Below are 11,737 nucleotides of genomic sequence, written 5' to 3' on the forward strand. Positions count from 1 at the left end.
TGCACGTCACCGAGCGCGGCCGCAAGTATCCAGAACCGCTACGGAAGCAGCTGGAACTCGTCGGCATCCATCCACGCGGGAAAGCGTTCGCGATGCACGAGCAGCGGCGCGGGGTCGATGCGCACGGTGACTACCTGCTCCTGCGTGCCGAGTTCGACCAGCGGCTCGCCGACCGGATCGATCACGGCACTGTCACCGGCATAAGGAAGATCGTTGCCGTCCACGCCAACGCGGTTCACGCCGATCACATAGCTGAGGTTCTCGATCGCGCGCGCGCGCAGCAGCGTGCGCCACGGTTGGCGACGCGGCGCCGGCCAGTTGGCGACGAACAGCGCGAGGTCGTAATCCATCCCACCGGCCGCCGCTTCCTTGCGGCGGTTGCGCAGCCACACCGGGAAGCGCAGGTCGTAGCAGACCTGCGGCAGGATGCGCCAACCCTTCAACTCAACGATCAGCCGCTCGCTGCCGCCGCCATAGCGGGTGTGCTCGCCGGCCATGCGGAACAGGTGGCGCTTGTCGTACTGCAACAGGCCGCCATCCGGCGTGGCCCACAGCAGGCGGTTGTAGACGGTGTTGCCCTCGCGGATCGCCAGGCTGCCGGTGATCACCGCGCCGACCTCACCCGCCAACGCGCGCAGCCAGGCCACGCCGGCGCCGTCCATGGTCTCGGCGCTGGCGCGCGTGTCGTTGCTGAAGCCGGAGAGGAAGGTTTCCGGCAGCACGAACAGGTCGGTGGCACCCGCATGCGCGCGCACCAAAGCGCCGTAGTACTCGCGGTTGGCCTCCGCGTCGTGCCAGCGCGTCGCGCCCTGCACGAGGGTCACGGTGAGCGGCTGCATCGTGGTCACAGGCGCACCAGCCGCTCGGCGGCCGCTTCCATGGTGGCGTCGCTCTTGGCGAAGCACAGCCGCGCCAGCCGCGTGCCCGGCGGCGTGGCGCAGAACGGGGTCAGCGGAATCGCCGCCACGCCACCCTCGCGCACCAGCCACTGGCAGAAGGCCAGATCGTCCTCGTCGCGGATCGCCGAGTAGTCGACCAGCTGGAAATAGCCGCCCGGCACGTCGAGCAGCTTGAAGCGCGACGGCGCCAGCAGCGCGCGGAAGCGGTCGCGCTTGGCCTGGTAGAACGCCGGCAGCTCCAGGTAGTGCTCCGGCGTGCTCGCCATGAACTCGGCAAACGCCACCTGCGCCGGATGGAAGGTGCAGAAGGTGAGGTACTGGTGCACCTTACGGAATTCTGCACTTAACGCGGCTGGCGCCACCGCGTAGCCGACCTTCCAGCCGGTGCAGTGATAGGTCTTGCCGAAGCTCGACACCACCACGCTGCGCGCGGCGAGCTCCGGGTGGCGCAGCACGCTCTGATGTGCAGCGCCGTCGAACACGATGTGCTCGTACACCTCGTCGGACAGCACCACGATGTCGGTGTCGCGCACGATCTCGGCGAGCGCGTCGAGGTCGGCCGCCGAGAGCACGGCACCGGAGGGATTGTGCGGGCTGTTGATCAGGATCATCCGCGTGCGCGGCGTGATGGCATCGCGCACGCGCTGCCAGTCGATCGAGAAATCCGGCTGGCTGAGCGGAATGTGCACTGCGCGCGCGCCCTGCAGATCGATCGCCGGTTCGTAGCAGTCGTAGGCGGGATCGAACACGATCACCTCCTCGCCCTGGCGCACCAGCGCGGCGATAGCGGCGAAGATCGCCTCGGTGGCGCCGGAGGTCACGGTGACCTCGGTGTCCGGATTGACCGCATGGCCGTACAGCCGTTGTGTCTTGCGGGCGATCTCCTCGCGCAGGCTGGCCAGGCCGATGCCCGGCGCGTACTGGTTGCGACCATCGGCCATAGCGCGCGTCAACGCGTCGCGCAACGCCAGCGGCGGCTCGAAATCCGGAAAACCCTGCCCCAGGTTCACGGCCTTGTGCTCGGCTGCCAGCTGGCTCATCACGCTGAAGATGGTGGTGCCGACACTGGGAAGCTTGCTGCTTATCTGCATGGATTTATACGTCTGGATGGCCAAACGGTGATGCTAGCACGCGTCATGCGGCGGCCGTCTTCGCCTTCTGCTTGCTGCAGATATCGCTCTCCTGCCGCGACGCCGCCGGCAGCCGATCGGCCAGGAATTCGACCAGCGCGCGCACGCCCGGCAGCTGGCCGCGGCGGCTCGGATAGACAAAGTGCATCACACCCTCCGGCGCACTCCACTGCGGCAGAAGCACTTCCAGCTCGCCGCGCGCCACCGCCGGCGCGCAGACGAACTCCGGCAGCATCGCCACGCCGGCACCGCGCTGGGCGGCGGAGAGCAGCATGGCGAAATCGCCGCAGATCAGCCGCGGCTGGATGTCCACCACCACGCGCTCGCCGGAGGCATCGATCAGCTCCCAGCTTTGCGCACCGTCGTGCTCGTTCATCGACAAGGCCGGCAGCGCGGAGAGATCCGCCGGGGTAGCCGGGCGACCGCGCTCGTCCAGCAGCTTCGGGCTCGCCACCGGCAGCACGCGCGACTGGCCGAAGCTCCGCACCACCAGCGTGGCGTCGGTATCTAGCTTGTTGCGCACGCGGATCGCGACATCGAAGCCTTCGCTGATCACATCGACGCGGCGGTTGGTCGCTACCACCCGCACCTGCACCTTCGGGTACTGCAGCAGGAAGTCCGGCAGCACCTGCGCGAGCATGGTCTGCGTCAGTGATACCGGGCAGCTCAGCCGCACCACGCCGCGCGGTTCGGCGCGCAACTCGTCCACTGCATCCTGCGCGGCGCGCGCCTCCTCCAGCACGGCGCGGCAGTGCCCGTAGAAGCGCTCGCCTACCTCGGTCACCACGAAGCGCCGGGTGGTCCGCTGCAGCAGCCGCACGCCCAGGCGTTCTTCCAGCTGCGCGATGCGCTTGCTCAAGCGCGACTTGGGAATGCCCAGCGCGCGACCGGCGGCCGAGAAGCCGCTGTACTCGACCACGGCGGCGAAGAAGTAGAGGTCGTTGAGGTCCTGCAGGGTGCCGGTGAGCGGATACATGATTGTTCCCATCAAAAGACAATACGTCCTGATTTGCCCATCTTATCCATTTATCGTTCGCAATCTATCGTTCTCTGCAACGCCGGACTGCCGGCCACCGCACGAGCACGAGGATTTCGCCATGAACGTTCTGCATCTGGATACCAGCGCGCTGGGCACCTACTCCATCTCCCGCCAGCTGACCGCCGCCATCGTCGGCCAACTGCAGCGAGACGGCGTGGCCAGCTCGGTGAGCTACCGTGACCTGGCCGCCGAGCCGCTGCCGCATTGGCTGCCGAACCCGGACCCGGCCAGCGACAACGCCCTGCGCGACGAAGCCGTGCTGCAGCAGTTCCTGGACGCCGACATCGTGGTGCTCGGCGCGCCGATGTACAACTTCGCCATCACCAGCCAGCTCAAGGCATGGCTTGATCGCGTGCTGGTCGCTGGGCGCACCTTCCGCTACGGGCCAAACGGGCCGGAGGGCTTGGCCGGCGGCAAGCGCGTGATCATCGCCTCCAGCCGCGGCGGCAAGTACAGCGAGGGCCCGGCCGCGGCGATGGATTTCCAGGAGCCCTACCTGCGCACGGTGCTGGGCTTCATCGGCATCACCGACGTGGAGTTCATCCGCGCCGAAGGCGTGGCGATGGGTGACGATGCCAAGCAGGCCGCGCTGCAGGCGGCGCACGCCACGATCGGCCGGTTGGCGCTGCGCAAGGCCGCCTGATCGACACAGCCGAGCGCATCTCGCTTATCGCGGGTGCGCTCGGAAGCCCGCGCCATCCTGTGCTCCAATGCGGCCTTTGGCGGGCATCCGGCCCGCCAAAGGCCGATGGGGATGACGCGAATGAAGCCGATGATGCTGCGCCTGGCGCTGCCGATGATGCTGGGGCTGGCTGCTCCGGCCATGGCTGCCGATCTGCTGGTGAAGAACGTCAACGGCTACACGCTGGACAGCCACGGCCAGCTGCAACGCTTCGATGCGCTGCTGGTCGATCACGGCAAGGTGGAAGCCACCGGCCAGCTCGCCGCGCTACAGCCAAGGGCCGGCGCGGCACGCGTCATCGACGGCGGCGGCCGCACCCTGCTGCCCGGCCTGATCGACGCCCACGGCCACGTGATGGAGCTGGGCTACTACAGCACCCAGGTCGATCTCACCGGCACCCGCTCGCTGGATGAGGCGCTGGCGCGAATCAAGACGTATGCCGAGGCACACCCCGACGCGCCATGGATCATCGGCGGTGGCTGGAACCAGGAGATATGGAAGCTCGGCCGCTTCCCCACGGCCAAGGAACTGGATGCCGTAGTGGCCAAGCGCCCGGTGTGGCTGAGCCGTGTGGACGGCCACGCCGCCTGGGCCAACAGCGCGGCGATCCGCCTCGCCGGCGTCACCGCGAAAACCGCCGACCCGAAGGGTGGGCGCATCGAGCGCGACGCCAAGGGCAACCCGGCCGGCGTGTTCGTCGACGGCGCCACCGATCTGGTCAGCGCCAAGGTGCCGGAACCGACGTCGGCACAGCGCACGGCAGCGCTGGACGCCGCACTGGCCGAGATGGCCAAGGTGGGCCTCACCGGCGTGGGCGACCCGGGTATCGACACCGCCACCTATCGGCTCTATCGCCGTTACGCGGACCAGCACAAGCTCACCGCGCGCATCTACGCGATGATCCACAACACCGGCACCGACTTCGACACGATCAGCCAGGGCGGACCGCTGGTCGGCTACGGCAACGACTTCCTCAGCGTGCGCGCGGTCAAGCTCTACGCCGACGGCGCGCTGGGCAGCCGCGGCGCGGCGCTGCTGTCGCCCTACTCCGACGATTCGCATAACCGCGGCCTGCTGTTTCAGCCGCAGCCGCAGCTCACCGCGATGATCGAGAAGGCCTTCGGCAAGGGCTACCAGGTGTGCATCCACGCCATCGGCGATGCCGCCAACCGTGAGGTGCTCGACAGCTACGCCGCCGCCTACAAGGTGCATCCGGAAGCGAAGGCCTTCCGCAACCGCGTCGAGCACGCGCAGATCGTGGCGGTGAGCGACATCCCGCGCTTCAAGCAGTTGGATCTGATTGCCTCGATGCAGCCCACCCACGCCACCTCGGACATGAACATGGCCGAGGCGCGGATCGGCCACGACCGCATGGCCGGCGCCTACGCGTGGCGGACCTTCCTCGACCAGGGCACGGTGATTGCCGGTGGCTCGGACTTCCCGGTGGAATCGCCCAACCCGTTCTTCGGCCTGTACTCCGCGGTGACTCGGCAGGATCACCAGGGCCAGCCGCCAGGTGGGTGGTACCCGCAGCAGGCGATGACGATGACCGAAGCGCTGCGCGCGTTCACCCTGGACGCCGCCTACGCCGAGCACGCCGAGAAGACACTCGGTACGCTCGAGCCGGGCAAGTGGGCCGACTTCATCCTGATCGACCGCGACATCATCGCCGGCCCGCCGGCCGACATCTGGAAGACCCGCGTGCTGCAGACCTGGGTCGGCGGCAAGCAGGTGTACACAGCCGAATAAGCCGTTGGGTGATCCTGGCGCTGCCCGGGGTCACCCACTGCCACGCATAAGTTGGTATCCCGCGGGCCTGCACCGCGCAAGGTAGGCCCGCCCTGCACTGACTTCCCATAACGTGGATGGGCGGCGCGCGAGCTGCAAAAACGACGTCATTCCCGCGAAACGCTTTTTAACAGCCGGTGGCTGTCAAGCGGGAATCGATCTTGCCGTTGCCGCACGATCCAATGGGCGTTCCATCAGCGCTGGCGCTCAGCCTCCGCTTCGACCTCTTTCCGCAAGCCCGTTCTTGCGGGAACAGCACCGAGAGGCACACCTCGCAGCCCATACCGCACGCGGCCGGCTGCTGCGGCCTCTCCGCCTCGGTTCGCCGGGCATGGAACCGCGAGCGGAACGCCCTCTCCGCACTCTCGCCACCGAAGTCTTACCAAGGGCGTCACCCCCGGCCTTCCGCCGGACCTGCCGCGGATCGGCCCAGGAACGGCGCCACAGAGCGCTTTCCGGGCATAGGCCATCAGTCATGTTGCGAAATTCGCCTCCGCCTCTTGACGATCTGAAATGTGGTGTTATAGTTCACTACAACACCGGTCCACGAGGTCACTAAAGGAGACCCGCCATGAAAGCACCGAACCTGCTCGCGCTGTCCGCCGCCGTCCTCATCACCGCCGCCGGCCTTGCCTCCATGAATCACGGCATCACCCGCGTGCCGGTCGCCGAGATCAACGGCATCCACGTCATCGATCTGGCCCCGGTCAACGTGGCGCCGACCGCCGAAGAACTGCGCGCCGCCGCCCTGACCGCCGTCACGAACACGCCGGCGCTGCCGGCCCCGGGCGGCCTGGGTGGCCGCGCCGAAGCCGACATCCCGCTGGTCGGGTCGCAAATGGCCATGCCCTACTATTCGTTTGCCAACAAGCTCGGCCGCATCAGCAAGGAATAACTTCATGACCATTACCTGGAACGACAGCGTCCCGATCTATCGCCAGCTGCGTGAACGCGTGGTGGCGATGATCCTGGACGGCGCCTTGAACGAAGGCGACCCGCTGCCGTCGGTACGCCAGGTGGCAGCGGATTTCCAGATCAATCCGCTGACCGTCTCCAAGGCCTATCAGGAGCTGGTCGACGATCAACTGGTTGAGAAACGGAGGGGATTGGGGATGTTCGTCAACGATGGAGCGCGTGAGGCACTACTGAAGTCCGAGCGCGAGCGCTTTCTGCGCGAGGAATGGCCCACCTTGTTCGCCCGGCTGCAGCGCCTGGGCCTGGACCTGAAGACCCTGCTGCGCGAAGCCGGCGACGGCACGGAGAAGAACGTATGAACGCCGTAGTCACCGCCAGCCGCCTGAGCAAGCGCTACAAGAACACCGCCGCGCTGGACAACGTGAGTTTCACCATTCCCTCCGGCCGCATCGTCGGCCTGATCGGCCCCAACGGCGCCGGCAAGACCACGGCGCTGAAGGCGATCCTGGGCCTGACCCCGTTCGACGGCCAGCTCAGCGTGATGGGTATGGACCCGCGCACCGACCGCAACAAGCTGATGGAGCAGGTGTGCTTCATCGCCGACGTGGCCGTGCTACCGCGCTGGCTGAAGGTGCGCGATGCGGTGGAGTTCGTTGCCCACATCCACCCGCGCTTCGACCGCGCCAAGTGCGAAGCCCTGCTCAAGCGCACCAAGCTGACCCCCGACCAGCGGGTCAAGCAGATGTCCAAGGGCATGATCGTGCAGCTGCACCTGGCGCTGGTGATGGCGATCGACGCCCGCCTGCTGGTGCTCGACGAGCCCACGCTGGGCCTGGACATCCTCTACCGCAAGCAGTTCTACCAGAACCTGCTGGAAGACTATTTCGACGAGGACAAGACGATCATCGTCACCACCCACCAGGTGGAAGAGATCGAGCACATCCTCACCGACCTGATGTTCATCCGCGACGGCAAGATCGTTCTCAACACCGAGATGGATGCCATGGGCGAGCGCTTCATCGAGCTCATGGTCGGTGCCGACCGCGCCGACGCGGCACGGGCCCTACGCCCGATCGACGAGCGCACCGTGTTCGGCAAGAGCATCTTTCTGTTCGACGGCGTCGAACGCGCACGGCTGGAGGCACTGGGCGAAACCCGCCGCCCCTCGGTCAGCGACCTGTTCGTCGCCACCATGAAGGGAACCTACGCATGAAAACCCTGGCCCCGAAAAGCTCGTCCCTGACGAATATGTACTGGCTGGTGAAACGCGAGTTCTGGGAGAACCGCGGTGGCTTCCTGTGGGCACCGGTAATCACCGGTGGCGTCTTCCTGCTGCTCAACCTGATGGGCATCATCACCGCCGAAGTGCTCGGCGCCCGCCACGGCATCCACTTTGGCGCCAGCGGCGAGCTGAGCAACGTCATGTCGCGCATGGATGCCGGCGACATGAGCAAGGTCGGCATGGTGCTCGACGTGGCCATGTACTCCTCGATGGCGCTGATCACCGTGGTACTCGGCTTCGTGGTGTTCTTCTACTGCCTGGGTGCGCTGTACGACGACCGTCGTGACCGCAGCATCCTGTTCTGGAAGTCGCTGCCGATCTCCGACACCGGCACGGTGCTGTCCAAGGTGCTCAGCGCCACCGTGCTGGCTCCGGCGATCGCCGTGGTAGTGGGCCTGGTGGCCGGCATGGCGCAGTTGCTGATGGTGGCGATCACCCTGTCCTTCCACGGCGTCAACGTGTGGCAGTTGCTGATGCAGGCCCATCCGTTCCGCGTCATGGGCAACCTGCTCGGCTACATCCCGGTGTACGTGCTTTGGGCGCTGCCTTCGGCCGGCTGGCTCCTGCTCTGCTCGGCCTGGGCGCGCAGCAAGCCGTTCCTGTGGGCAGTCGCCCTGCCGGTCGCCACCGGCCTGCTGATCACCTGGTTCGGCATCATGGGCCTGTTCAACCTGCCCTCTACCTGGTTCTGGAAGGAAATCGTGCTGCGCGGCCTGTTCAGCGTGTTCCCCGGCGGCAGCTTCACCGCCAACACCGGCAGTGGCCATGCCTTGGTGATCAACGACGGCAACAGCCTGGATGTGATGAACCTCGGCCAGAGCTGGGCGGCAATGACCACCGCCAACCTGTGGATCGGCGTGGCCGTGGGCATCGGCCTGATCGCCGGCGCCATCTGGTTCCGCCGCTGGCGCGACGACAGCTGAACTCTCTGCACAACGGCGGCCGCACGGCCGCCGTCCTCCTTTCCCGACGATGGATCTCACGGAGCCTCCCATGCGCATGCACCTTTTCCCCGCCCTGCTCGCCACCGCCCTGCTCGCAGGCTGCAGCGGTAGCGACGATCACCTCACCCTGATCAACGGCAGCAACACCAGCATCGAGAACGGCGCCATCCGCGTCGAAGGCAGCCAGATCGTGCTCCATCCCGAACACGGCGCCTCGGCCACCATCGGCGCCTCGGGCGATTTCGCGGTGGACGGCAAGCCGGTGCAGATCACACCCGTGCAGCGCGCTTTGTTCCTGCAGTACTACGCCGGCGCCGAGGCCGTGCGCGAGCACGGTGTGGAAACGGGCAAGGCCGGCGCGGCGATTGCTGGTGAGGCCATCAAGGGTGCGGTATCCAACCTGGCCGGCGATGAGGACAAATCAGCCGAAGAAAAGGTGAACACGCAGACCGCCAAGGTGAAACAGGCCGCGCTGAAGATCTGCGACGACCTGGAGCAGATCCGCAGCGCCCAGGATCAGCTCGCCACCCAGCTGGACGCCTTCAAGCCCTATGGCCAGCTGATCACTGCCGACAGCGTGAGCGAGTGCCGCAAAGGCAACAGCAACGAGTGACCGGTCCACAGCCACATCCGGGCTAATGCTGCGCCCAGCTACCGGGCAGCGGTGCAGCCCACAACCATCCCAAGCAGGAAGGAAGCCGATGAAGAACACCGCCATCACCAGCCGAGTGATCACCACCAGTGTCCTGGCGCTGGCGTTACTGCTGCCGCTGGCCGCGTGCAGCCAGACCGACTCGAGCAGCGCCGACAACGCGGCCCAGGCCATCAAGCAAGCCCAGGACCAAACCTCCCCATCGATGATTGCCGCGGAGATCCACAAGGGCATCGAGCAGGCCAAGCAGGAACTGGCCACCAAGGACATCGACATCAACAAGATCCATGTCGGCCACGGCCATCACGACGACAAGGATGACCGCAGCGACCTGCCCAAGGCCGTAATCACTCCACAGGGCGACCTGGTGATCGCCGGCAAGACCGTGCCGGCCACGCCGGAGCAGCACACGATGCTGGTGGATTACCGTCAGCAGATCATCGGTATCGCCGAAGCCGGCATGGAGATCGGCGAGCACGGAGCCAACCTGGGGACGCAGGCCGCCAAGGAAGCGATCTGGGGCGCGCTCACCGGCAAGAGCGACAAAGAGATCGAGGAGCGGATCAAGCCGCAGACCGAGCAGATCAAGGCCGCCGCCGCCAAGCTCTGCCTGCGCCTGCCGGACATGCTCAGCTCACAACAGAAGCTCGCTGCAGCCATGCCGCAGTTCCGCCCCTACGCAACCATGACGCAGAAGGATGTGGATGACTGCGGCAAGGACGACAAAGACGACTGACGGACTTGGAGAACGGGTACCGCCGCATCCACCCGGTTCATGAGGAAACGCCCGGTGCAACTTTGCACCGGGCGTTCTCATTTTTGGACCCCTGGCTTCGGCTGCTGCCGTACTCAGCCGCCGCCACCGCCCCCGTGGACGCCGCCCTTGGTGAGCGTCAGCGGATCGAGCAGCTTCTTCAGCTCGTCTTTTGACAGCCCGGTGGTTTCCAGCGCCACGTCCATGATCGGCCGCTGCTGCTTGTACGCCTTCTTCGCCGTGGCCGCGCCCTTCTCGTAGCCGATCACCGGGTTCAGCGCAGTGACCAGGATCGGGTTCATGGCCAGTGCCTCGTTGACGCGCTTCGTGTTGACCTTGAAGCCGAGGATCGCCTTGTCCGCCAGCAGGCGCGACACGTTGGCCAGCAGACCGATCGACTGCAGCAAGTTGTACGCGATCACCGGCAGCATCACGTTGAGCTGGAAGTTGCCCGACTGCCCCGCGATGGTAATGGTGGCGTCGTTGCCGATGACCTGCGCGGCCACCATCGCGGTCGCCTCCGGGATCACCGGATTGACCTTACCCGGCATGATCGACGAGCCCGGCTGCAGGGCCGGCAGCTCAATCTCGCCCAGACCAGCCAAAGGACCTGAATTCATCCAGCGCAGATCGTTGGCGATCTTCATCAGCGCCACCGCCAGCGTCTTCAGCGCACCGGACAGCTCCACCGCCGCATCCTGCGCGGCCATGCCCTCGAAGTAGTTGGCAGCCGATTCGAACTTCACGCCACTGAGCTTCTTCAACTCCTTCGCCACTGCCGCGCCGAACTTCGGATCGGCGTTGATGCCGGTGCCCACCGCCGTGCCGCCCTGCGGCAGGCGGCGCATGCGCTTCAACGCATCTTCAACGCGCTCGATCGCCGCGCCGATCTGCGCCGCCCAGCCGGAGAGCTCCTGGCCGAAGGTGATCGGCATGGCGTCCATCAGATGGGTGCGACCGGTCTTGGCGACGTTCTTCAGTTCGCGGGCGCGGCGCTCAATGGTCTTCTTCAGGTACTTCAGCGCCGGCAGCAGTTCTTCCACCGTCATCAGCGTGGCGCTGACGTGGATCGCGGTGGGGATCACGTCGTTGGAGCTCTGCCCGTAGTTCACGTGGTCGTTGGGGTGCACCTTGCTGCCGGCCTTGGCGGCCAGATGCGCGATCACCTCGTTGGCATTCATGTTGGTGCTGGTGCCCGAGCCGGTCTGGAACACGTCGATCGGAAAATCGTTGTCGAACTGGCCATCCGCCACCGCCAGCGCGGCTTTGCGGATCGCCGCCGCCTGACCCTTCTTCAAATGCCCCAGCGCGAGATTCGCCTCAGCCGCCGCCGCCTTGATCAACCCCAGCGCGCGAATGAAACCGCGCGGCAACCGCAGCCCGGAAATCGGAAAGTTGTCGATCGCCCGCTGCGTTTGTGCGCCATACAGCGCCTCAGCCGGCACCTTCAACTCGCCCATGCTGTCGTGCTCGATGCGAAAGCCGCTCATGGCCACACTCCTTGGAAAGACCGCCGCACTATAAGCGCCTCCCCGTAAGCACCGCGAAAACGTCCCGCCCGCCCCTGCCCTGTAGGAGCCCCGGCCCCGGGGCAGGAAGTTGGGGGTTTTGTGGGTTGGAAAAATTTATTAAATCACCCGATAGGGGGTATA

The 11,737-nt window shown here is 66.2% G+C and carries 12 protein-coding genes; 8 read left to right on the forward strand and 4 right to left on the reverse strand.

Translation table 11 applies throughout. From position 1 onward, the window contains the following. Positions 1-38: 38 nt before the first annotated feature. From ACTHJF_RS05000 to ACTHJF_RS05010, 3 genes are read right to left on the reverse strand one after another with little or no spacing between them, the layout of a single operon-like run. On the reverse strand, positions 39-839 hold the full coding sequence (locus ACTHJF_RS05000; RefSeq protein ID WP_440266151.1) for an amidohydrolase: 801 nt from the start codon (positions 837-839) through the stop codon (positions 39-41). A gap of 5 nt (positions 840-844) precedes the next feature. After that, on the reverse strand, positions 845-1,990 hold the full coding sequence (locus ACTHJF_RS05005; protein WP_440266141.1) for a pyridoxal phosphate-dependent aminotransferase: 1,146 nt from the start codon (positions 1,988-1,990) through the stop codon (positions 845-847). 43 nt (positions 1,991-2,033) lie between these two features. Next, the gene (locus ACTHJF_RS05010) at positions 2,034-3,005 is read right to left on the reverse strand and encodes a LysR substrate-binding domain-containing protein (RefSeq protein ID WP_440256212.1); all 972 of its coding nucleotides are present in this window, start codon (positions 3,003-3,005) and stop codon (positions 2,034-2,036) included. Between the two features lie 121 nt (positions 3,006-3,126). Here ACTHJF_RS05010 and ACTHJF_RS05015 point away from each other — a divergent pair, with 121 nt between their 5' ends. The 8 genes from ACTHJF_RS05015 to ACTHJF_RS05050 all read left to right on the forward strand — a co-directional run bounded on the left by ACTHJF_RS05015 (position 3,127) and on the right by ACTHJF_RS05050 (position 10,067). Beyond that, complete coding sequence (locus tag ACTHJF_RS05015) at positions 3,127-3,711, forward strand: FMN-dependent NADH-azoreductase (protein WP_440266142.1); 585 nt, start codon at positions 3,127-3,129, stop codon at positions 3,709-3,711. Between the two features lie 120 nt (positions 3,712-3,831). Further along, positions 3,832-5,499 carry an amidohydrolase gene (locus ACTHJF_RS05020; RefSeq protein WP_440266143.1) on the forward strand — a complete coding sequence of 556 codons (1,668 nt, stop codon included), beginning with the start codon at positions 3,832-3,834 and terminating at the stop codon, positions 5,497-5,499. A 610-nt stretch (positions 5,500-6,109) separates the two neighbouring features. Next, entirely contained in the window at positions 6,110-6,433 is a 324-nt protein-coding gene (locus ACTHJF_RS05025; RefSeq protein ID WP_440266144.1) for a hypothetical protein, read from the forward strand. A gap of 4 nt (positions 6,434-6,437) precedes the next feature. Continuing rightward, complete coding sequence (locus ACTHJF_RS05030) at positions 6,438-6,812, forward strand: GntR family transcriptional regulator (RefSeq protein WP_440266145.1); 375 nt, start codon at positions 6,438-6,440, stop codon at positions 6,810-6,812. After that, the gene (locus tag ACTHJF_RS05035; RefSeq protein ID WP_440266146.1) at positions 6,809-7,666 is read left to right on the forward strand and encodes an ABC transporter ATP-binding protein; all 858 of its coding nucleotides are present in this window, start codon (positions 6,809-6,811) and stop codon (positions 7,664-7,666) included. Before ACTHJF_RS05030 ends, ACTHJF_RS05035 begins: the two co-directional genes overlap by 4 nt. Further along, the gene (locus ACTHJF_RS05040; RefSeq protein WP_440266147.1) at positions 7,663-8,658 is read left to right on the forward strand and encodes a hypothetical protein; all 996 of its coding nucleotides are present in this window, start codon (positions 7,663-7,665) and stop codon (positions 8,656-8,658) included. The genes ACTHJF_RS05035 and ACTHJF_RS05040 overlap by 4 nt, the downstream gene beginning before the upstream one ends. Positions 8,659-8,728: 70 nt before the next feature. Beyond that, positions 8,729-9,292, forward strand: coding sequence for a hypothetical protein (locus ACTHJF_RS05045; protein ID WP_440266148.1), 564 nt, complete (start codon positions 8,729-8,731; stop codon positions 9,290-9,292). Between the two features lie 88 nt (positions 9,293-9,380). Then, on the forward strand, positions 9,381-10,067 hold the full coding sequence (locus tag ACTHJF_RS05050) for a hypothetical protein (RefSeq protein WP_440266149.1): 687 nt from the start codon (positions 9,381-9,383) through the stop codon (positions 10,065-10,067). A gap of 113 nt (positions 10,068-10,180) precedes the next feature. Here ACTHJF_RS05050 and ACTHJF_RS05055 read toward each other — a convergent pair whose 3' ends face one another. Continuing rightward, on the reverse strand, positions 10,181-11,575 hold the full coding sequence (locus tag ACTHJF_RS05055; RefSeq protein WP_440266150.1) for a class II fumarate hydratase: 1,395 nt from the start codon (positions 11,573-11,575) through the stop codon (positions 10,181-10,183). Positions 11,576-11,737: the final 162 nt, after the last annotated feature.

This window comes from Dyella sp. (assembly GCF_051962475.1).
Classification (GTDB): domain Bacteria; phylum Pseudomonadota; class Gammaproteobacteria; order Xanthomonadales; family Rhodanobacteraceae; genus Dyella_A.